At 70.0% G+C, this 23,508-nt stretch carries 27 protein-coding genes and 1 other RNA gene; 11 read left to right on the top strand and 17 right to left on the bottom strand.

Going from position 1 to position 23,508, the window contains the following annotated elements:
- Nucleotides 1–59 precede the first annotated feature (59 nt).
- Nucleotides 60–815, bottom strand: a complete 756-nt coding sequence (locus tag HS109_08185; protein MBE7522350.1) for a ferredoxin--NADP reductase — start codon at nt 813–815, stop codon at nt 60–62.
- Nucleotides 816–847: 32 nt separating this feature from the next.
- Here HS109_08185 and HS109_08180 point away from each other — a divergent pair, with 32 nt between their 5' ends.
- The 3 genes from HS109_08180 to HS109_08170 are packed head-to-tail and all read left to right on the top strand — an operon-like array spanning nt 848 to nt 2,474.
- Complete coding sequence (locus HS109_08180) at nt 848–1,417, top strand: GNAT family N-acetyltransferase (protein ID MBE7522349.1); 570 nt, start codon at nt 848–850, stop codon at nt 1,415–1,417.
- Nucleotides 1,414–1,779 carry a hypothetical protein gene (locus HS109_08175; protein ID MBE7522348.1) on the top strand — a complete coding sequence of 122 codons (366 nt, stop codon included), beginning with the start codon at nt 1,414–1,416 and terminating at the stop codon, nt 1,777–1,779. The genes HS109_08180 and HS109_08175 overlap by 4 nt, the downstream gene beginning before the upstream one ends.
- Nucleotides 1,776–2,474: an HAD hydrolase-like protein gene (locus tag HS109_08170; GenBank protein ID MBE7522347.1), complete on the top strand. Its 699-nt coding sequence runs from the start codon at nt 1,776–1,778 to the stop codon at nt 2,472–2,474. The genes HS109_08175 and HS109_08170 overlap by 4 nt, the downstream gene beginning before the upstream one ends.
- Before the next feature lie 156 nt (nt 2,475–2,630).
- Here HS109_08170 and HS109_08165 read toward each other — a convergent pair whose 3' ends face one another.
- The 3 genes from HS109_08165 to HS109_08155 form a co-directional block, all read right to left on the bottom strand.
- Nucleotides 2,631–3,506 (bottom strand): histone deacetylase, encoded by an 876-nt coding sequence (locus tag HS109_08165; GenBank protein MBE7522346.1) that lies wholly within the window; start codon nt 3,504–3,506, stop codon nt 2,631–2,633.
- 78 nt (nt 3,507–3,584) lie between these two features.
- Nucleotides 3,585–4,148, bottom strand: coding sequence for an SDR family NAD(P)-dependent oxidoreductase (locus HS109_08160; protein ID MBE7522345.1), 564 nt, complete (start codon nt 4,146–4,148; stop codon nt 3,585–3,587).
- 55 nt (nt 4,149–4,203) lie between these two features.
- The gene (locus HS109_08155) at nt 4,204–5,919 is read right to left on the bottom strand and encodes an IS1634 family transposase (GenBank protein MBE7522344.1); all 1,716 of its coding nucleotides are present in this window, start codon (nt 5,917–5,919) and stop codon (nt 4,204–4,206) included.
- A 25-nt stretch (nt 5,920–5,944) separates the two neighbouring features.
- Here HS109_08155 and HS109_08150 point away from each other — a divergent pair, with 25 nt between their 5' ends.
- Nucleotides 5,945–6,316: a hypothetical protein gene (locus HS109_08150; protein MBE7522343.1), complete on the top strand. Its 372-nt coding sequence runs from the start codon at nt 5,945–5,947 to the stop codon at nt 6,314–6,316.
- Here the strand turns inward: HS109_08150 and HS109_08145 are convergent.
- The 9 genes from HS109_08145 to HS109_08105 form a co-directional block, all read right to left on the bottom strand.
- On the bottom strand, nt 6,285–6,581 hold the full coding sequence (locus HS109_08145) for an SDR family NAD(P)-dependent oxidoreductase (GenBank protein MBE7522342.1): 297 nt from the start codon (nt 6,579–6,581) through the stop codon (nt 6,285–6,287). The two genes, HS109_08150 and HS109_08145, sit on opposite strands and share 32 nt — an antisense overlap.
- Nucleotides 6,582–6,594: 13 nt before the next feature.
- Nucleotides 6,595–7,701 carry a zinc ribbon domain-containing protein gene (locus HS109_08140; protein ID MBE7522341.1) on the bottom strand — a complete coding sequence of 369 codons (1,107 nt, stop codon included), beginning with the start codon at nt 7,699–7,701 and terminating at the stop codon, nt 6,595–6,597.
- Nucleotides 7,698–8,126 carry a DUF4019 domain-containing protein gene (locus HS109_08135; protein ID MBE7522340.1) on the bottom strand — a complete coding sequence of 143 codons (429 nt, stop codon included), beginning with the start codon at nt 8,124–8,126 and terminating at the stop codon, nt 7,698–7,700. The genes HS109_08140 and HS109_08135 overlap by 4 nt, the downstream gene beginning before the upstream one ends.
- Nucleotides 8,123–9,187 carry an SPFH domain-containing protein gene (locus tag HS109_08130; GenBank protein MBE7522339.1) on the bottom strand — a complete coding sequence of 355 codons (1,065 nt, stop codon included), beginning with the start codon at nt 9,185–9,187 and terminating at the stop codon, nt 8,123–8,125. The genes HS109_08135 and HS109_08130 overlap by 4 nt, the downstream gene beginning before the upstream one ends.
- A gap of 126 nt (nt 9,188–9,313) precedes the next feature.
- The gene (locus tag HS109_08125; protein MBE7522338.1) at nt 9,314–10,129 is read right to left on the bottom strand and encodes a DsbC family protein; all 816 of its coding nucleotides are present in this window, start codon (nt 10,127–10,129) and stop codon (nt 9,314–9,316) included.
- Nucleotides 10,130–10,170: 41 nt separating this feature from the next.
- The gene (locus HS109_08120) at nt 10,171–11,343 is read right to left on the bottom strand and encodes an FAD-dependent monooxygenase (protein MBE7522337.1); all 1,173 of its coding nucleotides are present in this window, start codon (nt 11,341–11,343) and stop codon (nt 10,171–10,173) included.
- A 56-nt stretch (nt 11,344–11,399) separates the two neighbouring features.
- Complete coding sequence (gene hslV, locus HS109_08115; GenBank protein MBE7522336.1) at nt 11,400–11,933, bottom strand: ATP-dependent protease subunit HslV; 534 nt, start codon at nt 11,931–11,933, stop codon at nt 11,400–11,402.
- Between the two features lie 130 nt (nt 11,934–12,063).
- Entirely contained in the window at nt 12,064–13,308 is a 1,245-nt protein-coding gene (locus tag HS109_08110; GenBank protein ID MBE7522335.1) for an STAS domain-containing protein, read from the bottom strand.
- Between the two features lie 111 nt (nt 13,309–13,419).
- Entirely contained in the window at nt 13,420–14,016 is a 597-nt protein-coding gene (locus tag HS109_08105) for a superoxide dismutase (GenBank protein ID MBE7522334.1), read from the bottom strand.
- Nucleotides 14,017–14,372: 356 nt separating this feature from the next.
- Between HS109_08105 and HS109_08100 the strand changes: the two genes are divergently transcribed.
- The gene (locus HS109_08100; protein MBE7522333.1) at nt 14,373–14,864 is read left to right on the top strand and encodes a urate hydroxylase PuuD; all 492 of its coding nucleotides are present in this window, start codon (nt 14,373–14,375) and stop codon (nt 14,862–14,864) included.
- 95 nt (nt 14,865–14,959) lie between these two features.
- Here HS109_08100 and dksA read toward each other — a convergent pair whose 3' ends face one another.
- Nucleotides 14,960–15,406, bottom strand: coding sequence for an RNA polymerase-binding protein DksA (dksA, locus tag HS109_08095; protein MBE7522332.1), 447 nt, complete (start codon nt 15,404–15,406; stop codon nt 14,960–14,962).
- Nucleotides 15,407–15,568: 162 nt separating this feature from the next.
- Here dksA and pyrC point away from each other — a divergent pair, with 162 nt between their 5' ends.
- From pyrC to HS109_08080, 3 genes are all read left to right on the top strand, one after another.
- Nucleotides 15,569–16,612: a dihydroorotase gene (gene pyrC / locus HS109_08090; protein MBE7522331.1), complete on the top strand. Its 1,044-nt coding sequence runs from the start codon at nt 15,569–15,571 to the stop codon at nt 16,610–16,612.
- Between the two features lie 63 nt (nt 16,613–16,675).
- Nucleotides 16,676–17,030, top strand: an RNA gene (gene rnpB / locus HS109_08085) — RNase P RNA component class A.
- A 72-nt stretch (nt 17,031–17,102) separates the two neighbouring features.
- Nucleotides 17,103–17,342 (top strand): hypothetical protein, encoded by a 240-nt coding sequence (locus tag HS109_08080; protein ID MBE7522330.1) that lies wholly within the window; start codon nt 17,103–17,105, stop codon nt 17,340–17,342.
- Between the two features lie 6 nt (nt 17,343–17,348).
- On the opposite strand, the gene HS109_08075 is transcribed toward HS109_08080, so the two are convergent.
- Genes HS109_08075 through HS109_08065 form a run of 3 tightly spaced genes read right to left on the bottom strand, consistent with a single transcriptional unit; the run spans nt 17,349 to nt 20,410 of the window.
- Nucleotides 17,349–18,977, bottom strand: a complete 1,629-nt coding sequence (locus tag HS109_08075) for an NAD(P)/FAD-dependent oxidoreductase (GenBank protein MBE7522329.1) — start codon at nt 18,975–18,977, stop codon at nt 17,349–17,351.
- 34 nt (nt 18,978–19,011) lie between these two features.
- The gene (locus HS109_08070; GenBank protein ID MBE7522328.1) at nt 19,012–19,803 is read right to left on the bottom strand and encodes an SDR family oxidoreductase; all 792 of its coding nucleotides are present in this window, start codon (nt 19,801–19,803) and stop codon (nt 19,012–19,014) included.
- Between the two features lie 19 nt (nt 19,804–19,822).
- Complete coding sequence (locus tag HS109_08065) at nt 19,823–20,410, bottom strand: superoxide dismutase family protein (protein ID MBE7522327.1); 588 nt, start codon at nt 20,408–20,410, stop codon at nt 19,823–19,825.
- 114 nt (nt 20,411–20,524) lie between these two features.
- Between HS109_08065 and hslU the strand changes: the two genes are divergently transcribed.
- The 3 genes from hslU (at nt 20,525) to HS109_08050 (ending at nt 23,480) form a co-directional block, all read left to right on the top strand.
- The gene (hslU, locus tag HS109_08060) at nt 20,525–21,853 is read left to right on the top strand and encodes an ATP-dependent protease ATPase subunit HslU (GenBank protein MBE7522326.1); all 1,329 of its coding nucleotides are present in this window, start codon (nt 20,525–20,527) and stop codon (nt 21,851–21,853) included.
- A gap of 106 nt (nt 21,854–21,959) precedes the next feature.
- On the top strand, nt 21,960–22,835 hold the full coding sequence (locus tag HS109_08055; GenBank protein MBE7522325.1) for an AEC family transporter: 876 nt from the start codon (nt 21,960–21,962) through the stop codon (nt 22,833–22,835).
- Between the two features lie 15 nt (nt 22,836–22,850).
- Nucleotides 22,851–23,480: an HAD-IA family hydrolase gene (locus tag HS109_08050; GenBank protein ID MBE7522324.1), complete on the top strand. Its 630-nt coding sequence runs from the start codon at nt 22,851–22,853 to the stop codon at nt 23,478–23,480.
- Nucleotides 23,481–23,508 lie beyond the last annotated feature (28 nt).

The following is a 23,508-nucleotide window of genomic DNA, read 5'->3' as shown; positions in this document are numbered from 1 at the left end:
CGGCGCATGTCTTCCCGCATCGCGAACACCATCGCCCGCCGCCGGCCCCGTCCGGAATATCACCAGTAGGTTTCGAGCGTCACGTGCCCCGGCTCCTTCCGCCGGTGCCGCCGCATCCCGCGCGAGGCGAGCACCGCCTGCACGTCGTCGACCATCGCGGGATTGCCGCACAGCATCGCGTGCGCGCTGTCGGCGGTCAGCGGCATGCCCGCGCGCGCCTCGAGCCGGCCGTCGGCGATCAATGCGGGAATGCGCCCGGTCAGCGCTGCGGGGTGAGGCTCGCGGCTCACGACCGGCACGAACGTGAACACGCCGGCACGCTCGCGGGCGAGCGTCGCGATCACCTCGGGATAGATGAGCGCGCCCGCCTGCCGCACCGCGTGCACGAGCACCACGCGACCGAACTTCTCCCACGGTTCGGCGGTACGCAGGATCGACAGGAACGGCCCGATGCCGGTGCCGGTCGCGAAACACCACAGCGCGTCGGCGGCGGGCACCTCGGGAATGCTGAAGAAGCCGTTCGCGCGCGCGCCGAGCCACAACGGATCGCCGGGCCGCAACGCGGCGAGACGCGGGGACAGCGGCCCGCTTGGCACCACGTTGAACGTGAACTCGTGGTGCGGCGTGCCGGGCGGATTCACGAACGAATAGGGCCGTCCGACCATCGGGTCCTTCTCGCCCGGCGGCGCGGGGAGTCCCAGGCGGGCGAACTGGCCGGCGACGAAGTCGAGCGCCGGTGCCTCGACCTCGAGCGAGAACAACGCGTCGGTCCAGGCGCGGCACGCCGCGACGCGGCCTTCGATCCACGATGACATGATGCGCGGTCCGGGACGGTAATATGCGGATTATGCCTACCGTGCGGCGGGGGGACGTTCTGGTGCGACATCCCGCGAACGCGGATCGTGCCGCGTTCCTCGCCGCCGCCCGCGCGAGCCGGCGCCTGCACGGGTCCTGGGTGCGCGCTCCGGACACGCCCGCCACGTTCAGCGCCTATGTGAAGCGCTACGGCGATGCCGGCCCGCGCGCGAACCACGCGGGACTCCTCGCGGTCCGGCGCGCGGACGGCGCGCTCGTCGGCGTCCTCAACTTCAGCAACATCGTTCGCGGGCCGTTCCGCAACGCCTTCCTCGGCTACTACGCGTTCGCGCCGCACGCCGGGCAGGGCTACATGGCCGAGGCGCTCGCGCGCGCACTCGACTTCGCGTTCGGGAAGCTGCGGCTCCATCGCGTCGAGGTGAACGTGCAGCCGGCGAACCGCAGGTCGGTCGCGCTCGTCACGCGGACCGGCTTCGTCCGCGAAGGCTATTCGCGCCGCTATCTGAAGATCGGCGGGCGCTGGCGCGACCACGTGCGCTTCGCGATGCTCGCCGAGGATTGGCGGGCGTTGAAGCGCAAGCACAGGGAACGCCGGCGATGAAGGCCCATACCGGGGCGTTCGTGCTCACGATCGCGTTGGCTTCATGCGCCACGCCGGCGCCGGATGCCGCCCGCACGGCCGACGCGCTCTGGATCCAGCCCTACGCGATCCACGAGGTCTGCTTCAAGCTCGCCGAAGGCGACCGGGTCGACTGGCGCTTCGAGTCGCGCCAGCCGGTCGATTTCAACTTCCACTACCACGAGGGCGCGGCCGTCGTGTCGCCGCTCGTGAAGACCGCGAGCTTCGGCGACTCCGGCATCTTCCCGGTGCGCGTGCCGCAGGACTACTGCGCGATGTGGGAGGCCGGGCCGCTCGGCGCGTTGATCAGCTACCGCGTCGTGCCGGTCCGCGCTGCGCGATGAGCGATCCACCGCGCGTCACCGGATCCGGCGCGGCCGACGCGCTGCTGTTCGACCTCGACGGCACGCTCACCGACAACTTCACCGGCATCGCGCGCTCGATCGTCTACGCGCTCGACCACCTCGGGGTCGAGACGCCCACCGCCGCGGAACTGCGGCAGTTCGTCGGGCCGCCGCTCCGCACGACCTTCGCCGCGCTGCTCGACACCGGGGAGTCCGACGCGATCGAGCACGCGATCGCGCTCTACCGCGAACGCTATTCCGACCTGGGCTGGCGCGAGAACGTCGTCTACGACGGCATTCCCGAGGCGCTCGCCTCGCTCGCGCGCACGCGGCGGCTCTTCCTGTGCACCGCCAAGCCGGAACTCTACGCGCGCCGCATCGTGACGCTGTTCGGACTCTCCGAGTTCCTCGACGGCGTCTACGGCTCCGAACTCGGCGGGCGCCACGACGACAAGGCGGAACTCCTCGCGCACCTCGCGGCGACCGAACGGATCGACGCGGCGCGCGCGGTGATGATCGGCGATCGCAGCCACGACATCCGCGCGGCCCGCGTCAACGGCGCTCGCGCGGTCGGCGTGCTCTGGGGCTACGGATCGCAGGATGAACTGGCGGGTGCCGATGCGATCGCACGCACGCCGGCGGAGCTTCCCGGCGTTCTCGAGGCGCTGGAGTCGCGGATGAGCGCGCCGGGCTGAAGGCGAGTACGCGTCGGGCTGAAGCCGGATACGCGTCGGGCTGAAGCCGGATACGCGTCGGGCTGAAGCCGGATACGCGTCGGGCTGAAGCCCGACCCACGGGAGAGGTTGTGGGTCGGCCTTCAGGCCGACATTGCATCCCGCCGCGAGGGATCGTCACCGCCACGCCGCCGCGCAGGCCGCCATCGTCCGGTCGTGGATGTCGAGGACGCGCGCGAGCGGCTCCTGATAGCCGCCGGCGAGGTTCCACGCGATCGGCAGCCCGGCCGCGCGCGCTTCGGTGAACACGATCGCGTCGCGCCGCGCGAGCTCGTCGTCGTCGAGGTAGCCGCCCAGCGGATCGTCGACGTGCGGATCGGCGCCGGCCTGGTAGAGCACGAGGTCGCATCCGGCGAACGACCGCACGATGCCGGGCAATGCCTCGAGGAAGCGGGCCGCGTGGCGCGGGTAGTCGCGACCGGCGGTGATGTGTCGCACGACGTCGCGGGCGCCGGTGCGCGCGATGATGTCCTCGGTGCCGTCGCCGTAATGCTGGTCGCAATCGAGTATCCCGATCCGCCGCGCCGCGCCTTCCGCGCGCAAGGCGAGCACCGTCACCATCAGCCCGTTGAACGTGCAGAAGCCTGCCGCACCGTCCCAGTGCGCGTGGTGGAAGCCGGAACACGGCGCGCAGGCGACCGCGCGGGTCGCGAGCGCATGGCGCGCGGCGGACAGCATCGCGCCGCTCGTCCACGGCAGCGATGCGGCCACGGAGGCGCTGCGGTTGCCGAAACCGTTGTCCTCGCGCAGCGAGAGGACCGCCTCGACGTACTCCGGATCGTGGGCGCGCGCGAGTTCGTCCGGCGTCACCGGACTCGGCCTGCGCTGGACGATGGGCCGGTGGCGCTCGTGCCAGCGCGCGACGACGTCGCGCGGCTTGCTGGCCGACGGGGAGCCGAACTGCGGTTCGGCGACCTGCTCCGCCGCGAAGTACACGGGGATCGGCAGGTGGGTGGAAGGGGTCGGGGTCTCGTTCCGGAGGGAGTCGGTCATGCCCGGACGATACGTTGCGCGAGGCTCAGGGCGTGAGCCAGGTAGCCGCGCGGTCGCGGCAGCCCGCGTTCGGGCATCCTAGACTTCCGGGAGCGGCTTCAACAGGTCCGGCCACGCGTAGGTCGCGCCGTTGCGGACCTTGCCGAGGATCACCTGCTCGACGATCTTCGCGGCCGCGACCTCGGGCGCGACGAGCCTGCGGTCGGCGTGGAACTTGCGGAACATCGCAACCGACGGGAGCACGTCCTCGGACTGCTCGCGCGCGCGGGTCTGCATGTCGGTGTCGATGACGCCGGGACGCAGCGACACCGCGCGGAACGCCGGATCCTGCGATTCGACCGCGAGCACGCGGGTCAGCATCTCGAGGCCGGCCTTCCCCGCGCAGTAGAGCCCGGAGCCCGCGATCGCGGCGCGCGCGGTGCCCGACGAGACGTTCACGATCCTGCGCTCGACGGTTGCCTCGGGGAACGCGCGCAGGAACAGCGCGGCGAGCGCGACCGGCGCCCCCAGGTTCACCGCGAGCGAGCCCGCCACCGCGGCGCCGTCGTGGCGCGGAACGACACCGAACGGTTCGGTCGTCGCGGCGTTGTTGACGAGGCACGCGAACTCCGGCGCGAGCCCGGCCAGCCTTACATTCCGCACATCGGCGGACGCAATTGGAGTGAATTTCCGGAGGCGAGGCCGGAAGGCTGGGGCGTCACGCGCAGACGCGGTAGGCGTGTGCGGGAACTCCGAGCAACGCGAGGACTTGGCGCTGCAGGTCGGTGAGGTCGGCGTCAAAGGTCTGGACGGTTTGGCCGTCGCGCAACAGGCGGTGGCGTTGGGCGAGGCTGAACAGGCGCAGCACCTGCTCGGTGGTAGGCCGCCGACATTGACGCTGCTCCGGATACAGCGGTAGCTCGGCGATCACCTCGTGGCGCATCGCGCCGCGTAATTCACGCTCGATGAGCGCCTGCACGAGCAGGGCCAGGAAGTACAGCGTGAACAGGGCCTCGATGCGCCCTTCGTTCTTGAGGAAGATCGGGGCGATCTCGTGCACGGTCTTCACCTGCTCGAAACGCTTCTCGATGGTGGGCTGGCCCTTGTGGGCCTCGAGCACTTGGGCGGGGGTGAGGGTCCGGTCGTTGCTGAGCAACGGATACATGCCATCGCTCTTCTGGTCGTAGGCCACGGCGGCGGCGTCGATCGACCATTCGATGTCGAAGCGCCGGCGGGTGATCTTGCGGTACGCGGTGTCGGGGCCAGGACGACCACGGCGGACCTGCTTGAAGCTGTGCTCCTCGCGCACCACGCGTTTGACCTTGAGGTAGCGGGTGACCCGGTACTGCTCGAGGATCTCGGCCACGCGCTGATCGATCTCGGCAGCACCCCGCAGCCGCGCGCGGGTTGCGATCAGGCGCCGGTGCAACTGTTCGAGCGCTTCGCTGGCCGCGGCGAGCTGGCGGTCGCGTCGGGCACGCTGGTGCAGCGTGAGCAGCGTGCTCCACACCCAGGTGATCGGCCAGACCTCCATCGAGGGCAACGGTTGGCGGTAGACGTACCAGCAGTCCCGTGGTCCGTCACGGTGCCGAGTATTCGGCCGATCCCAGACTTGTTCCCAGGCCGGGTCATGGGTCTGGATCCACTGGCGAAAGCGTGCATCCTCCTGGCGGCTGCGTGGCATCACGGTAACGAAACGCCCGCCCGCGGCATCGATGTGACGCATGTTCTCGTAGGAGCACAGCTTGGAATCGGCGACATACAGGAAGTCGGCACGGCCGGCCACCGCCCGCAATGCCTCCCAGGTCTGGACGTGGGTGACCGAGTCGCTGGTATTGCCGTCGGCGCAGCGAAACGACGCCGGAACCCCCTCGGCGGTGACGGTGAGGATGAACAGCAGCTGGCGCAAATCCGGGCGGTGGTCCTTGGAAAAGCCGAAGGCGATCGCCGGTGCGGTGCGCCCGCGCAGCTCGCGGCCGGTCGCCGCCCGGTACTGGCCGCAGAAGGCGATCGAGGTCGAGTCGTTGTGCAGCCGCTCGAAGGTCACCCCGAAGCGCTGCCCCACTGCGACCACCACCGCGGTGAGCAGGGCTCCACGGTCGGCGTCGAAGAGCCGATCGAGCGCGCGCCCAATGCGGTCGTCGGTCAGCCGCACCATCTGCGCCGCGTCGATGCCGAAGCACCCCGGCGCAAAGCCGTGCACGGTCTCCTGCTGGCGGTAGACGGGCTCGCGCTCGACCAGGATCGAGCGCAGCAGCACGCCGAGTGCCTGCGCGTGGCTGACGGCACGGCGTCGATCGGCGGTGGGCACGAACTTCTCGAGCAGCGCCGGCAACCCCATGCGCTCGAGGAAGTGATTGACCAGGGGTAGCGGTCCCAGTCGCTCGCTGTTCAGGGCGAAGCGTTCGGGCGGGTAGACTTGTGGTTTCTTCAACCTGACGATAGTATTATCGCCAGACATGACCAAGTCAAGCCCCCCATCCAAGCGATCCCTCGCCACCCAGGCCAGACGGTCGCGGCAACGCATCGAGAAGATTCGCGCTGCCGTCGGCACGATCGACTACCTGTGCACCGGCACGCTCTACGAACATCTGAGCCGCTGCGGCAAGGCTGGCTGTCGCTGCGCCACCGACCTGGCAGCTCGCCACGGGCCGTACTACGACTGGGGGTACATGCAGGACGGCAAGCTCGTGCGTCGCCGCCTCTCGGCCGAGCAGGCCCGCCTCATGCGCCTGGCGATCGCCAACTACCGCAAGCTCAAGAAACTGCTACGCGAATGGGAGAGAGAATCCGCGCGACTCATCGAAGCCGAACAACCCCGCGATCACTGACTCCGACGTGCGATCGGGAAATTACCGAGAAATGCGTCTGCCGATGTGCGGAATGTAAGGCCAGCGCGCCGAACGCGCCCGCGAGCGCGGCGTCGATGCCCGCGAGATCGGCGAGGTCGCAGGGCGCGAACCGGTAGCGATCGCCTTCGAGCCCCGCGGCCGACGAGCGCCCGACGCCGAGCACCGTGAGCCCCCGGTCGAGCAGTACGCGCGCGATCGCCGGACCGAGTCCGCGCGACACGCCGGTGACGATCACCACGCGCATGGAGCCTCCGAAGTCAGCGACCCGACATCGCCCCGAAGACGAGGAACAGCACCAGGATGCCGAGCGCGACGAACGCGATCTTCCAGAAGCTCTTCGGATACTCGCCGGCGACCTTGCCGGTCACGCCGTTGATCGCGCACTGGAACGCGCGGCGACCGTAGTCGTACGAGAGCAGCCATACCGGCGCGAGGATGTGCTTGTAGGTCTGCCCCGACCAGTCGGCCCGCACCGACAGGTTGCGATACGTGTCGCCGGGGACCTGCCGTCCGCACATCGCCTCCAGTTGCGCCGCCATCGCGGCGCGCGCGCGTTCCGCGGCCGCGGCGAGGTCGATCTGGTAGCGCTCGACGACCCAGCCGGCGACGAAACCCGGATCGTAGGCCCGAAGTTCGCCGGTAGGGAAGGGTTCGATCCCGCGCATGAGTCCCGGATGCACGCCGATCGACGCGCAGACGAGGTCGTCGTCGAAGAAGTGGGAGACGTGCCCGGAGGCGGGCACCCAGCGGACGTGGCGCACCTGCCGGGTGCGCGTCTGGCCGTTCTCGACGTACGTCTCGGTCGTGTAGTAATAGTGTCCCGCCTCGGCGGTCCAGTCGGCCTCGACCTTCGCGTCGAAGGTCCAGTAGGGCAGGTAGACGCCGCGCACCGTGTCGGTGAGCGCACGGCGCTTCAGGGCGTTCGGCGCGAACCACAGCTTGCCGAACCAGGCGCGCAGCCGGTCGCGTGCATCGCTCTCCGCGATGCGGAACGGCAGCACGCTCTCGGGACGGAACGCCGGCGCAGTCTCGTCGTAGGGCACGAGCTGCGCGGAACCGCAGAATTCGCAGTTCTGCGCCTGGCGCGCGGGATCGAGTACCGAGATCGCCCGGCAGCTCTGGCAGCGCACCTGCCGCTTCGCCTCGGTCCAGTCCGGCGCATCGCGCACGAGGCTCGCGAGCGCGCCGGCGAGATCGTGCTCCTGCGCCGTCGCCGCGACTTCCGGCGGCGCGGGCGACTCGGTGCCGCAGAACGGGCACACGAGCTTCTGCCGGCCGGGATGCCAGACTGCCTCGCCACCGCAGGCGGGGCAAGCGAACTTCGCGAGTGCGTCGCGCTCGGTTTCCGGCCGGGTGCCGGTCATCGCTGGATCGAGTAGCCGACCACGCGCCAGCGGTATCCGTCGACTTCGAGCGTCACCAGTTCGCGCGCCACCGACTGGTTGGCGAACGAGGTGCGGAAGGTGATGAGCGCGAACTCGCCCGCGGGCCTGCCCGCGATCTCGTTCGAGAAGGTCGTGCGAACCGCGGTGCGCTGGACCACCGCACCCAGCGGCTGGCGCACCTTGCGCATCGCCGCGACCCAGCCGTCGGCCTTGAGCGCCTCGCGGAAGAGCGCGCCGGCGGCCTCGAAACTTCCCTCGATGTCGAAGCGGTCGACGATCGCGAGCCATTCGCGCGCCGCATCCTGCGCCGCCGCGGAGCGTGGGTCCTGCGCGCGCGCGAGCGGCGCGAGGACGCCCGCGGCGATCGCCGCGAGCGCGGCGCGTCGTCCGGCGAACCGTGTCATGAGTGGAGGAACGTCTCGACCGCGGCGCGCGTGACGCGCCATTGCGTGCCGATCTTCTTGCCCTTGAGATCGCCCGAGTCGAGGCTCGCGAGCACGTCGGACTCCGACACCCCGAGCGCCTGCGCGACCTGCGCGGGGGTCAGCAGTTCCGGCAGCGGGGCACCGCCCGGCGCCGCCGGCCCCTTCACTCCCGGCGTCGTCTGGGCCATCAGGCCGCCCGACTGGTTCATCATCTGCTGCGCCATCGCCATGCCGACCGCCATCTCGGCCGCCATGCCGCCGGCGCCGCCACCGCCCTTCTCCATGCCCTGCGCCATCTGGAACTTGACGTAGTCGTTCAGGTTGCCGACCGCCGCCATCGAACTGCGCTTGTCGATCGCCTGCTCGACCTCCGGCGGCACCGACACGTTCTCGACCACGAACGTCGTCATCTCGAGGCCGTACTTCTCGTGCAGAGCGGGATTGATGAGCGGCAGCAGCGCCTCACCGAGCTCTCCATAGCGCGACGCGACGTCGAGCGCCGGGATCTTCGCGCCGGCGAGCGCCTCGGAGAACACCGAGACGAGCCGCGAGCGCATCACGTCGGCGAACTCGTCGAGGCGGAAGTGGTGATCGGTCCCCGCGACCTCCTTGAGGAAGCGCGGCGCGTCGACGATGCGGAAGTCGTAGGTGCCGTACGCGCGGAGCCGCACGACGCCGAAGTCCGCGTCGCGCATCATCACCGGATTCGCGGTGCCCCACTTGTTGCCGGTGAACACCCGCGTGACGACATAGTAGACGTCCGCCTTGAACGGGCTCTCGAGCGCGTACTTCCAGCTCTTGAGATTCGTGAGGATCGGGATGTTGTCGGTCGTGAGCGTGTGCTTGCCCGGGCCGAACGCGTCGCCGAATTGCCCGAGGTAGACGAACTGCGCGAGCTGGCTCTCGCGGACGACGAGCTGCGCGCCGTTCTTGATCTCCTTGTCCTCGTCGGGGAACCGCCACGACAGCGTGTCGCGCGAGTCGTCGGTCCACTCGATGATGTCGATGAACTGCTTCTTCAGGAAATCGATGATCGCCATGCGCGCGTGTCCCCTCGTCTCGTCAGTGTCGCATCAATGGGGTCAGACTCGATTGATCCAATCGCCCTCGATCAATCGGATCAATCGAGTCTGGATCAATCGAGTCTGACCCCATTGATCTGTGGGTTACTTCTTCGCGAGCTTCTTCGCCTCAGCCTCGGCGGTCTTCATCTCGGCCTCGAGGCGCGTGAGCGGCAGCGCGCCGGGCAGCACCGAGCCGTCGGCGAGGATCATCGTCGGCGTGGCCTGGATGCGGAGCTTCTGCCCGAGCGCCTGCGTCGCAGCCACCGGGTTCGGGCAGTCGCCCTTGTTGTCGGGGACCTTGCCGGTCGCGTAGTAGGCGTCCCAGGCCTTGGTCGGATTGTCGGAGCACCAGATCTGGCGCGACTTCTGCGCGGCCTGCGGATGGAGCTGGTCGATCGGGAAGAGGAACGTGTAGACGGTCACGTTGTCGAGTCCCTTCATCTCCTCCTCGAGCTTGTGGCAGAACGGGCAGTCGGCGTCCGAGAACACGACGAGCTTGCGCTCGCCGTTACCCTTGACCTTCTTGATCGCGAGTTCGAGCGGCAGGCTGCTCCAGGCGACGCGGTTCAGCTTGCGCAGGCGGTCCTCGGTGAGGTTGGTTTTCGCGACCGAGTCCCACAGCGCGCCGACCAGCACGTGGTTCGCCTTCGCATCGGTGTAGACGAGGCGGTCGTCGAACTGCACCTCGTAGAGCCCGCCGAGGTAGTTGGTCCGGGTGATCGCGCCGATCTCGGCGCCGGGGAAGCGCTCGGCGAGCACCTTGCGCAGCGCCGCGACGTCGGGCGAGGCGGCCGTGGAGGCCTGCGGGGCGGTCGCCGGAGCGGGCGACTGCGCCGAGGCGATGCCCGTCGTCAGGGCGGCCAGGAGGAGCGGCAGCGAAGGTCGGGCGAGGCGGGCGAGAACGAGGGTCAGGGACATGGCGACTCCAGGGCGACGTGATCGGAAACAGGGGGGAGGGGTCAGCGCAGCGCAGGCTCGGCCAGCGCGTGGCGGACCGGCGGGAGCTTCGACACCGCTGCCAGCCCAAGGTTGCGCAGGAAGGCGACGCCCGGCGTCCGGGCGCCGAACAGGCGGGCGAGACCATCGGTGACCGCCTGCATCGCCAGAACCGGGGCGGCGCGGCGCCGGGCATACCGCTCGACGAGGATCGGGGCGCCGGGGTCGGCCACCGGACCACGCGTGGCCAGCACCGCCGCGAGCGCCTGGGCATCGCCGAAACCGAGGTTCACGCCCTGTCCGGCCAGCGGATGGACCCCATGGGCGGCGTCGCCCACAAGGGCCAGGCGATGGGCGATGACCGTGGGGAGGCGCAGGAATGCCAGCGGGAATCGGGCCGCCGGCGTGACGAGCGAGAGGCGCCCGAGCCTGCGACCGCCGGTGTCGGCCACGCGCGCGGCCAGGTCCTCCGGCGCCAGCGCGGCCAGTTCGTCAGCCAGCGCGGCGGGCGCCGACCAGACGATCGAGATCCGGTTGCCGGGAAGCGGCAGCCAAGCCAGCACCCCGCCGTCGGGCAGGAACCATTGGTGCGCGACGCCCCGGTGCGGAGTCTCGGTGGCGAAATTCGCGACGACCGCCGTCTGCCCATAGGCTCTCGGGGTCGCGTGGATGCCGGCGGCCGCCCGGACCCAGGAGCGCAGGCCATCGGCGCCGACCACGAGCCGGGCCGCTATCCGGCGTCCGTCCCCGAGGACGAGCGTTCCTGCCGGCGCAGACCACTCGAGCGAGGCGAAGGCCGCCGGCGCGACCACCTCGACGCCCGCCTCGTGTACCTGCGCGACCAGCGCCGCACGCAATGCACGTTCCTCGACGATCCAGGCGAGCGCGCGTTCGTGGAGGTCGTAGGCGTCGAAGCCCAGGTTCGCGCCGCGATCGCCTTCGATCGCCATCGCCTCGACCGGCGCCAGCCGATCCTCGGGCAGGACCTGCCAGGCGCCGAGCGAGCGCAGGAACGCCGCACTCCCCGGGCTGATCGCGTAGATGCGCGCGTCCCAGGTGGCCGGGTCCGGTTCAGGCGCCGCAACCGGGTGCCGGTCCGCGAGCACCACCGACAGTCCGGCGCGGGCGAGCGCGATGGCCGTCGCGAGCCCGGGTAGGCCCGCTCCGGCGACGAGCACGTCGCAAACTGCGTCCACGCGCCCCTCGGCGTGCTGCTCGTCGCAGGTCGTACCGTCATGCGTGGACTTCGCCGTCACAGCGTCTCGATCACGTGGTTCTGGTTGGTATAGATGCAGAGCTCGCCGGCGATAGTGAGCGCTTGCTTCACAATCTCGGCCGCCGACAAGGTACTGTGTTCCAGCAAGGCCCGTGCCGCCGCTTGGGCGTAGGCGCCGCCCGAGCCGATGGCGACGATCCCGTGTTCGGGCTCCAGCACGTCGCCGTTGCCGGTGATCACGAGCGACGCCGACGCGTCGGCGATCGCGAGCATCGCCTCCAGCCGGCGCAGGATGCGGTCGGAGCGCCAGTCCTTCGCGAGTTCGACGGCGGCGCGCGTCAGGTGCCCCTGGTGCTTTTCGAGCTTGCCCTCGAAGCGCTCGAACAGCGTGAAGGCATCGGCGGTCGCGCCGGCGAAACCCGCCAGCACCTTGTCGTGGTAGAGGCGGCGAACCTTGCGCGCGGTCGCCTTGATGACGACCGCGCCGAGCGTGACCTGGCCGTCGCCTCCCAACGCGACGGCGCCGTCGCGCCGGACCGACAGGATCGTGGTGCCGTGAAAGACGTCCATGAAGTTGCCGAGCTCGGCTTTCAAACGGGGCCAATTTCAAAGGGGTCAGACTCGATTGGCAACGACAAGCACGTGACCGGAGCACGTTGTAGCCGGACCAATCGAGTCTGACCCCTTCGCCGGAGGCGCGCTACTGTGCCTTCCTGAGGAAATGCCGGGGCGAGATTCCGATGAGCAGCAGCAGCGCGCGGACGATCGGCGTGGCTCCGACGATCTGGACCGACTTCCGTTGCGCCTCGATGCGGTTGATCGCGTTCAGCATCGAACCCGCGCAGACGAAGTCGACGCGCTCGACCGACGACATGTCGACCGGCACGATCGCGCGACCTTGCGCGTACTCGGCGAGCTTCGCGAGCTGCGGCAGCGCTGCACCCGCCATCACGCCGCTCCACACGAGCATATCGCCTTCGTGCACCGGCGCCGCCGCTTCGCCGGTAGCATCGACCGCGGCGTCCTGGGCTGCGGCGGGCGGCGTGGGTGGCGGCTCCCACGACGGCGGTGACAGTTCGAAGGCGACCGCATACTCGATCGCGAGGTTCTCGAACGCGTCGCGCTGCTGCTGCCACTGCAGGAGTTCGAGCGCGAGGAGCCATGCGCCCTCGCCGCCCTGGACACCCTGCTTCACCGCGGCGGCAAGCCAGGTGCGCAACTTCTCCGGACGCTGGACGGCGAGCGGGCAGGCGCGCTTGCGGGCCGCCGCGAGCGCCCCCGCGAGGAGCTTCGCGCCTTCGTCGTCAAAGCCGGAGACCTGCGAGAGGTCGACGCGGGCCTGCGTCATGCCTTTGTCGATCGCGCGGCGCACGCCGTCGACCTGTGCGGCGGAGGCGCCGGTGAGCTTGCCGCTGATCGCGACATAGCCGCCCTGCCCGGCCCTCGCGGCCTGCGACCTGTCCGCGGAATCCTCCCACGACGGCGCCGAGCGCTCGAATTGCACGACGTACTGGAGCGAGAACTGGTCGAAGGCGGCGCGATCGCCGCCCCGCTGCAGCAGGTCGAAGAGCGCGAGCCAGGCGAGTTGCGAGAGCTTCGTGTCGTGGTCGTTGGCCACGCCCTGCTCGAGCAACGCGCGGGCAGGTGCCGCCTGTCCGCTCGCGAAGAGGAGCGCCGCGTTCTCGAGCACGGCGCACAGCCCCGGGTTCGCCTGCACCACCTCGAATCCCGGCTGGTCGCGCCCGGTGTCGAGGAGACTCGCGCCGGTCACCGTGATGTCGTTGCCGGCGGGCTCCGCGGGCGCCCGATCGGGTTCGACCTTGCGCCCCTGTGCCTTCGATGCGAGTTCGTGCGCCGACGGCCGCTTCGGCGGCGGTGGCACCGGACGCGTCGCGGGCGGCGTTGCGGCAGACTTCTTGACCGGCGGCTTGGAGAACAGCGCCATCGTGAGACCGGGCTCCTCGAAACGTCGGGGCCCCCGAAGGGGCCCCCGATTATCGTCCCGGGGTCGCCCCGGGGACAACCCGCCCGCGCGGGTTCATGCCGACCGCCCGCGTCATCCGCGAGCGAGATTCTCCTCGGCGAAGCCCCAGTTCAGCAGCCGGTCGATGACCGCATCGACGTAGGCCGCGCGCTTGTTCTGGTGGTCGAGGTAGTACGCATGCTCCCAGACGTCGATCGTGAGGAGCGGTTTCTGGCCCTTCGTGAACGGCACTTCGGCGTTCGCGGTCTTCACGACCTTGAGCGCGCCGCCCTCGGCGACGAGCCAGCCCCAGCCGGAGCCGAACTGCGACACCGTGGTCGCGGAGAGCTGCTTGCGGAACTCGTCGAAGCTGCCGAACGACGCGTCGATCATCGACGCGAGCGTCGCGCCCGGCTTCCCGCCGCCGCCGTGCTTCATGCTGTGCCAGTAGAACGTGTGGTTCCAGATCTGCGCGGCGTTGTTGAAGAGCGCGGCCTTGTCCGCCTTCCCCGCCGTCGCATGGACGATCGCCTCGAGGGTCTTCCCCTCGAACTCGGTGCCCTTGACGAGGTTGTTCAGGTTGTCGACGTAGGTCTTGTGGTGCTTGCCGTAGTGGAACGAGATCGTGTTGGCCGAGATCACCGGGTCGAGGGCATTGTCGGCGTAGGGGAGCGCGGGGAGCGTGAACATGGCTGGCCTCGTTTGGCGGGCTGTCGATACGAACCGCACATGATACGACACCCTCGCCGCGCCGGCCGCCGGGGTGAACGCTCATGGCCAAAGGGATCAAAGGGGTCAGACTCGATTGACGGACGCGTTGGGGCCCGCCTTGGATCAATCGAGTCTGACCCCTTTGATCTGATACGCTCATGGGCGCGTCGGACGCATTCCGACGATCCGCCCGCCCGCCAAGGGATTCGCGCAACGGCGTCCCGATGAAGTCACCGCTCGACTCGCTCGCCGCAACCATCGCCTGCGGCGTAGCCCTGACCGCGGTCCTCTACGCGATCGTGCACGCACTCGCGTCCTGACCGATCCGGATTCCAGTGGACGTCGTCCCCGCCCTCGCCCGCTTCATCCATTTCGCCGCCGCGATCATGTGGCTCGGCCTGCTCTACTACTTCACCTTCGTGCAGCATCCCGCGTTGCAGGCCGCCGCAGCCGACCAGACGGCGACCGGCATCCTGCGGCACGTCGCGCCGCGCGCCCTCTTCTGGTTCCGCTGGTCGGCCGTCGTCACCTGGCTCGCGGGAGCGGCGCTCCTCGGCGGGCGATTCGCCGACGCGTTCACGCTCTCCGGCGGCATGGCGGGCATCGGCGTCGGCGCGTGGCTCGGCACGATCATGCTCGTCAACGTCTGGGCGATCCTCTGGCCCGCGCAGAAGAAGGTGCTGGGAATCGTCGCCGCGTCCGACGACGAGAAGGCGAGGGCGCGCCGCACGGCGTTCCTCGTGTCGCGGATCAACCTGATGCTGTCGATCCCGATGCTGTTCTTCATGGCCGGAGGATGGTCGCATCGCGCGACCTTCGGCCTGTGACGGTGCCAGCGGGCATGCCGCAGGCGCCGGGGAGCGCCCGCCCTGCCGACCGTGCGGAACGACGCCTGCCGCGGGGGGGCCCGCGCGTGCCGCGGTCAATCGTCGCCGTAGAGCTTCTGCACGCGCTCGCGGCGCTCCTGCGCCTCGAGCGAGAGCGTCGCGGTCGGGCGCGCGATGAGGCGCGCGACGCCGATCGGCTCGCCGGTTTCCTCGCAGAAGCCGTAGCTGCCGTCGTCGATCATGCGTATCGACTTCTCGACCTTCTTCAGCAGCTTGCGCTCGCGGTCGCGGGTGCGGAGCTCGAGCGTGTACTCCTCCTCGAGCGTCGCGCGGTCGGACGGGTCGGTCGTCACCTCGTTTTCGCGCAGGTGCTCGCCGGTGTCGTCGGCGTTCTGCAGGAGCTGGTCGCGAAGTTCGACGAGCTTGCGCTTGAAGAACGCGAGCTGCGCCTCGTTCATGTAGTCCTTCTCGGGCGCCTTGAGGACGTCCTCCTCGGACAACTCGCGGACCTTCTTGACGGCGGTTGCGGTCTTCCCTGCCATGCTGTGCCCTGTTCGGTTCGGGTCTCGTGACAAGGTGGCGTTCGGGCCGGCCACCAGAAACAGGGGATTATAGCGTCTCGCACCCGGTCCTGGCCAGCGCGGGTCGTCCGCTCGGGCCGTTGGAGTCTCCCACCTAGAATCTTGATATCTCAAGCAAATCCGATGCCCGACGCCCCCGAACGCCTGACGCTCCGCCGGCCCGACGACTGGCATCTCCACCTGCGCGACGGCCCCGCGCTCGCCGCGGTCGTCGGTGCGACCGCGCGCGTGTTCGGCCGGGCGCTGGTCATGCCCAACCTGCGGCCGCCGGTGACGACCGTGGATGCCGCGCTGGCCTATCGCGACCGCATCGTGGCGGCAGCCGGAAACGGGACGCGATTCGCGCCGCTGATGACGCTCTACCTCACCGACGCGACCTCCGCCGACGAGATCGCGCGCGCCAAGGCATCGGGCGCGATCGTCGCGGTGAAGGCGTATCCGGCGGGCGCGACGACGAACTCCGACGCGGGCATCTCCTCGCTCGCTGCCGTGCGCGGCGCCATCGCCGCGATCGAGAAGCACGGTCTCGTGCTGTCGCTGCACGGCGAGGTGACCGACCCGGACGTCGACGTCTTCGACCGCGAGCGCGTGTTCGTCGAGCGCGAGCTGATCCGCCTCGTCCGCGACTTCCCCGGGCTCCGCATCGCGCTCGAGCACGTCACGACGCGGGAAGCGGCCCAGTACGTCGCCTCCGCGCCGCCGACGGTCGCGGCGACGATCACGCCGCAGCACCTCGTCTACTCGCGCAACGCGATGCTCGTCGGCGGCATCCGTCCGCACCTCTACTGCCTGCCGATCCTCAAGCGCGAAACGCACCGCCGCGCGCTCGTCGAGGCCGCGACCTCGGGGAGCCCGAAGTTCTTCCTCGGCACCGACAGCGCCCCGCACGCGCGCGACACCAAGGAACACGCGTGCGGCTGCGCGGGCTGCTACAGCGCGCCCTCGGCGCTCGAGTTGTACGCCGAAGCCTTCGATGCGGTCGACGCGCTCGACCGGCTCGAAGGCTTCGCCAGCCTCCACGGCGCGGCGTTCTACGGCCTGCCCGCGCACGACGAGGCGATCACGCTCGTGCGCGAGCCCTGGCAGGTGCCCGCCGAGTACCCGTACGGGGACGACACGATCGTGCCGCTGCGCGCGGGCGAAGTGGTTCGGTGGCGGGTGGACTGACGCCGGCCCGGCGTCGCCGATCGGCCCGGGAACTCCTGCGGTGCGGTGCTATCCTACCTGTCCGAAGTCCGCCAGACCGTCGCTGCCCGCCCGGTGAAAGCCGGAACGGGGAGAGGAAAGTCCGGGCTCCAGAGAGCGGGATGCCGGGTAACCCCCGGCCGCAGCAGCCGCGGCTTCGCCGCCGCGGTCAAGGCGAGGAACAGGGCCACAGAGACGAGTCGCTTCCGGTCACACGGAAGCGGGTGAAACGCGGCAACCTCCATCCGGAGCAACGCCAAATAGGCGGACCATGACGTGGCTCGCGTCGTCCGCGGGTAGGCGGCTCGAGCGTTCCGGCAACGGAACGCCTAGAGGAATGACGGTCATAGCGCGCGCGAGCGCGCCGTAACAGAACCCGGCTTACCGGCGGACTTCGACTTTTTCCAGCGGTCAGCGCCGAAACCCCGCAGGTGCTCCCGGGTTTCGGCGCCGATCCCCTCGGGAGCAGGTGATGGACGAAGAAGCGCTCAACCAATCGATCCGGCGGTTTCTCAAGATGGTGGGCATCCGCTCGCAGCGCGAGATCGAGCAGGCGGTCGCGAAGGGACTCGCCGAACGCGCGATCTCGGAGAAGGACACGCCGTTCCCGGCGACGATGCGCTTGCACGTCGAGAGCCTCGGGATCGACGTGACCTTCGACGGCGAGATCGACCTCGCGCCGCGCGCACCGGCCTCCGGCGGCGATCGCTGAGCCCGGTCAGCGCCGTCGCCGGACGTCCTTCAGGATCTCGCGCGCGGCGTTGCGCCCCGGAATGCCGGTAACGCCTCCGCCCGGGTGCGCGCCCGCGCCGCACAGGTAGAGCCCCTTCACCGGCATCCGGTAGTTCGCCGCGCCGAGCGTGGGCCGCGTCGCGAAGAGCTGGTCGAGGCCGAGCGCGCCGTGGAAGATGTCGCCGCCCGAGAGCCCGAACTCGCGCTCGAGGTCGAGCGGCGTGAGCGCGCGCCGGCCGACCACGCTCGCGCGGAAGCCCGGCGCCATCGCGTCGACCGTGTCGATCATCAGGTCGGCCACCTCGTCGCGCGCATCGTCCCAGCCGCGATCGGGACGCACCGACCCCAGGTCCGGATGGACGTGCTGGCAGAAGAGGCTCGCGACGTGCATCCCCTTCGGCGCGAGCGTGTCGTCGACGACCGAGGGAATCAGCATCTCGACGATCGGCGCGCGCGACCAGCCCGAGGTCTTCGCGTCGAAGTACGCGCGCTCCATGTAGCCGAGCGATGGCGCGATCACGATGCCGCTCGCGTGGTGCGTCGCGGGTTCTTCGCCGGGCAGGCACGCGAAGCCGGGCAGTCGCGACAGCGCGACGTTCATCCGGAACGTGCCCGACCCGCAGCGGTACGCGGCCATCCGCGCGCGGAAGTCCGCGTCGACGTGCTCGGAGGCGACGAGCCGCTCGAACAGGAGCTTCGGGTTGACGTTCGCGACGACGCGCTTCGCCTCGACGACCTCGCCGCCCTCGAGTTCCACGCCCGCGGCGCGCCCCGCCTTGACGATCACGCGCGCGACCGGCGCACCGATGCGGATCGTCACCCCGCGCGCGGCGCACTCCTTCGCCATCGCCCGGGTGATCGCGCCCATGCCGCCCTTCGCGTGTCCCCACTGCCCGCGCTTGCCGTTCACCTCGCCGAACACGTGGTGCAGCAGCACGTACGCCGAGCCCGGGGCGTAAGGGGACGCGAAGTTGCCGACCACCGCGTCGAAACCGAAGGCCGCCTTCACCGGCGCGGACTCGAACCGGCGGTCGAGGATCTCGCCCGCGCTCTTCGTGAACAGGTCGACGACGTCGCGCCGCGCGGAGAGCGGCAGCGCCTTGAACGAACGCAGCGTCTTCCAGGCATCGAGGATCGCCCCGAGGTCCCGGCGCGCGGGGTCGGCGACGTCGGGCGGCGTGCGGTGCACGAGTTCGCGCAGCACGTCCGCCACGCGGTCGAGCATGGCGTAGTAGGCGGGCAGCGCGTCGGCGTCGCGGCGCGAGTGGCGCGCGAATTCGCGCCGCGTCGCCTCGAGCCCGCCGCCCACCTTCAGGTAGTCGCCCGGCCGCGCCGACAGCGGCAGGAAGTTCGTGATCGGCCGCTCGACGATCGAAAGCCCGTGCTCGGCGAGACGCAGGTCGCGGATCACCCGCGGGTCGAGCAGGCTCACCGTGTAGCTCGCCGTCGAGTTGCGGAAGCCCGGGTGGAACGCTTCGGTGACCGCCGCGCCGCCGACCACCTCGCGGCGTTCGCACACGCACACGTCGAGTCCGGCCGCCGCGAGATACGCTGCGCAGACGAGGCCGTTGTGGCCCCCGCCGACGAACACCGCGTCGAAGACGCGCGAAGTCATCGCGACAGGTCGCGCGGCGCAGGGGGCGGGCGCGTCAGCCTTCCGGGTCGCCGCCGACCGCGACGGTCGAGTAGCCGCCGTCCACGTAGAGGATCTCGCCGGTGATCGCGCTCGACAGCGACGAGAACAGGAACGCGGCGGCGTTGCCGACCTCGTCGATCGTGACGCTGCGGTGCAACGGCGCGGTGGCCTCGAAGCGCGCCTGCAGCTTGCCGAAGTTGCCGATGCCCGACGCCGCGAGCGTACGGATCGGGCCGGCCGAGATGCCGTTCGCGCGGATGCCTTCCGGCCCGAGGCAGGTCGCGAGATAGCGCACGTTGGCCTCGAGGCTCGCCTTCGCGAGGCCCATCACGTTGTAGTTGGGCACCGAACGGATCGCGCCGAGGTAGGTGAGCGTGACGATCGACCCCGGCCGTCCGCGCATCAGCGGTCGCGCGCCCTTCGCGAGCGCGGCCAGGCTGTAGCTCGAGATGTCGTGGGCGATGCCGAACGCCTGGCGCGAGATCGTGTCGAGGAAGTCGCCGGCGAGCGCCTCGCGCGGAGCGAACGCGATCGAGTGCAAGAGTCCGTCGAGCGCGCCCCACTCGCGGCCGAGCGTGTCGAACACCGCGTCGATGTCCTCGTCGCGCGCGACGTCGCAGCGGTAGAGCGGGGCCGGGCCGAAGTCCGCGGCGAGTTTCGCCACGCGATCCCGCAACTCGTCGTTCACGTAGGTGAACGCGAGCGTCGCGCCCTCGCGCCTGCAGGCGCGCGCGACGCCGTAGGCGATCGAACGGCTCGACAGCATGCCGGTGATGAGGATCCTGCGGTCGGCGAGAAATCCCATGGGACGTCCTTCGAGGCGGTCAGTCGCGAAACAGGTCCATGAACGAGCGCACCGGCCCGAGCACTCCGCACAGCACGAGGCGGTTCGGCACGCCCGGAACGACGTTGTCGTCGACGCGCGCGCCCGAGTGCACGACGACCGAGCGGCCCTCGACGCCGTCCGGCGCGGCGAGCGTCACGCCGCGCAGCGTCGTCGACAGCACGCCGTTGCCGTTGCTGCCGATCATGATCTCCGGCAGCATCTCGCCGGCCGGCCGCGGGAATCCGGGCGGTGCCCACGGTTTTCCGGCCGAAAAGCCGTTCGGCGAACTGCAGTTGCCGCGCTCGTGGATCGCGAAGCGGTAGACGCCGGTCATCAGATTGTTGACCGTGCCCACGACCGTCAGGGTCCCGTTGCGATCGACCATCTTCAGCGAGCCCTGCGCGGCGCTGCCGTTCACCGGCGTGAGGACGGCTTCCACGCCCGGCCCGCGCGCACGTTCGCGCGGGCCCTGGTCGGGCATCTCGAGCGGGCCGGTCGCGCTGCCGCAGGCGCCGAGCAGGAAGGCGAGCGTCCAAAGCGCGAGCGCTCGCACGACCGGGCGGATGGATGCTTCGGACGAGCGCATGGGCTCGCATGATAGGCGATGGCGCGCCGCGCCGCCATCGGTCGCCGCAGCGTGTCGCGGTACAATGAACCCTCCCGGGCGCGCTCGCGCCCGTCGTCCCGCTCCCCGCAAACCATGTCGTCGATGACGCCGCAGGAGATCGTCTCCGAACTCGACAAGCACATCGTCGGCCAGCACGAGGCGAAGCGGGCCGTGGCGATCGCGATGCGCAACCGCTGGCGCCGCCAGCAGGTGCCCGAACCGCTGCGCGGGGAGATCACGCCGAAGAACATCCTGATGATCGGACCGACCGGCGTCGGCAAGACCGAGATCTCGCGCCGCCTCGCCCGGCTCGTCGACGCGCCGTTCGTGAAGGTCGAGGCGACCAAGTTCACCGAGGTGGGTTACGTGGGTCGCGACGTCGACACGATCGTGCGCGACTTGATCGACGCCGCGGTCAAGCAGACGCGCGAGTCCGAGATGCGCAAGGTCCGCGACCGCGCGACCGACGCCGCGGAGGACCGCGTCCTCGATCTGCTGCTGCCGCCGGTGCGCGAGGTGAACCTCGACGACATGAAGCCGACCGACTCGGGCACGCGCCAGAAATTCCGCAAGATGCTGCGCGAAGGCCGGCTCGACGACAAGGACGTCGACGTCGAGGTGGCCGCGCCGGCGCCGTCGATGGAGATCATGGCGCCGCCGGGCATGGAGGAACTGACCTCGCAGATCCAGGGCATGTTCCAGCAGATGGGCGGCGCCCGGCGCAAGGTGCAGCGCATGAAGGTCGCCGACGCGATGAAGGCGCTGACCGACGAGGAGGCCGCGCGGCTCCTGAACGAGGACGACATCAAGTCGAAGGCGCTCGCGGCCGTCGAGCAGAACGGCATCGTGTTCCTGGACGAGATCGACAAGATCGCTTCGCGCTCGGACCTGCAGGGTGCCGACGTGTCGCGGCAGGGCGTCCAGCGCGACCTGCTGCCGCTCGTCGAGGGCACGACGGTGACGACCAAGTACGGCATGGTGCGCACCGACCACATCCTGTTCATCGCTTCGGGCGCGTTCCACCTGTCGAAGCCCTCCGACCTCATTCCCGAGCTGCAGGGCCGCTTTCCGATCCGCGTCGAGCTCGCCTCGCTCACGGTCGAGGATTTCGTCCAGATCCTCACCGCGACCGACGCGTGCCTCGTGCGCCAGTACGAGGCGCTGCTCCGCACCGAGAACGTCGAGCTCGACTTCCGCCCGGACGCGATCCGCCGCATCGCCGAGATCGCGCACGCGGTCAACGAGAAGCAGGAGAACATCGGTGCGCGGCGCCTCTACACGGTGATGGAGCGCCTGCTCGAGGAGATCTCGTACTCGGCCTCGAAGCACGACCGCGAGACCATCGCGATCGACGCCGCCTACGTCGACGCCCGGCTCGCCGGGGTGGCGGGCGACGACAATCTCGCCAAGTACATCCTGTAGCGGGAATCCGGGATCAGCCGGGCGCCGCATGCAGGAGCACCGGGGACCGCCGACGACGCCCTGTTCCCTGTTCCCTGTTCCCTGTTCCCTGATTCCTGATCCCCCGATGCTCGAACGCCTGCTCGGCATCATCCTCCCGGTGTTCGCCGTGGTCGCGCTCGGCTGGTTCTGGGGGCGCCGGGCCAATCCGGACATGTCGGTCGTCAACCGGCTGTCGATCAACGTGCTCGCTCCGGCGCTCATCTTCTCGGCGCTGTCGTCGAAGTCCTTCGACCTCTGGGAGAACCGCCTGCTGATCGCCGGCAGCATCGGTATCGTGCTGGGCTCCGGGCTCCTCGCGTGGCCGTTCGCGCGCCTGTTGCGCGTCGACCATCGGACCTTCGTGCCGCCGATGATGTTCAACAACTGCGGCAACCTCGGGTTGCCGCTCGCGGTGCTCGCGTTCGGCGACGCCGGCTTGACCGCGATGGTCGCGCTCTTCACGATCAGCAACCTGCTGCATTTCACGCTGGGCGTGTGGATCATCGACCACCGCGCGAAGTTCGGGAACCTGCTGAAGAACCCGATGGTGTGGTCGACGGTGGCGGGTTTCGCGTTCGCGGTCGTCCATCCGCCGATGCCCGAGGTCGCCGCGGTCACGCTGAAACTCGTCGGCGACGCGATGATCCCGCTGATGCTGCTCTCGCTCGGCGTGCGCATGACGGCGATCCGCTGGGGCGACGCGCAGCTCGGCGTCATCGGCGGCCTCGTGTGCCCGTTGACCGGACTCGCCTGCGCGGGCCTCATCGCGCCGCTGCTCGGGCTCGACCGGACGCAGACCGGGCTCCTGTTCCTGTTCGGCTGCCTGCCGCCGGCGGTGCTCAACTTCATGGTGGCCGAGCAGTTCCGGCAGGAGCCGGGACGGGTCGCCTCGATCGTGCTGATCGGCAACGCGATGGCGGTGATCTTCGTGCCGATCGGGCTCGCGATCGCGCTCCACTGATCCGGAGGGATGGCGATGGCGAGGATCGAGGCGATCCTGTTCGACCTGGGCGGCGTGCTGATCGAACTCGCGGGCGTCGAGCGGATGCTCGCCTGGAGCCCGTCGCTTTGCACGACCGAGGAGCTGTGGCGCCGCTGGCTCGCTTCGCCGGCGGTGCGCGGCTACGAGTCGGGCAGGACCGGCCGCGACGCCTTCGCCGACGGCATCATCGAGGAGTTCGCCCTGCCGGTGTCGCGCGAGGCGTTCCTCGCCGAGTTCGCCCTTTGGCCGCGCACGCTCAACGCCGGCGCTCGCGGCTTCCTCGCCGCGCTCGCCCCGCGCTACACGCTCGCGTCGCTGTCGAACACCAACGAGCTGCACTGGGAGCGCTTCGAGCGCGAGTGGTCGCTGCCCGCGATGTTCCACCGCAACTTTCCGTCGTACGCCGTGGGCCGGCTGAAACCGGATGCCGACTACTTCGAACACGTGATCGGCGAACTCGGCGTGGATCCCGCGCGCGCGCTCTTCGTCGACGACAACCGCATCAACGTCGAGGCGGCCCGCGCCGTGGGGCTCCACGCCCGGCAGGTGCCCCGGTTCGAAGCACTGTCCGCGGCACTGGCTGAATTCGGCATCGAGGCCGCGCCCGCGCGACCGGTTGCCTGATCCTTCCGGACCCCGGTACCTGTCCGGG

The sequence above is a fragment of the Burkholderiales bacterium genome (assembly GCA_015075645.1).
GTDB lineage: Bacteria > Pseudomonadota > Gammaproteobacteria > Burkholderiales > Casimicrobiaceae > VBCG01.
The sequence above is the reverse complement of the archived record's forward strand: the minus strand, read 5'-3'. Positions and strand labels throughout refer to the sequence as shown.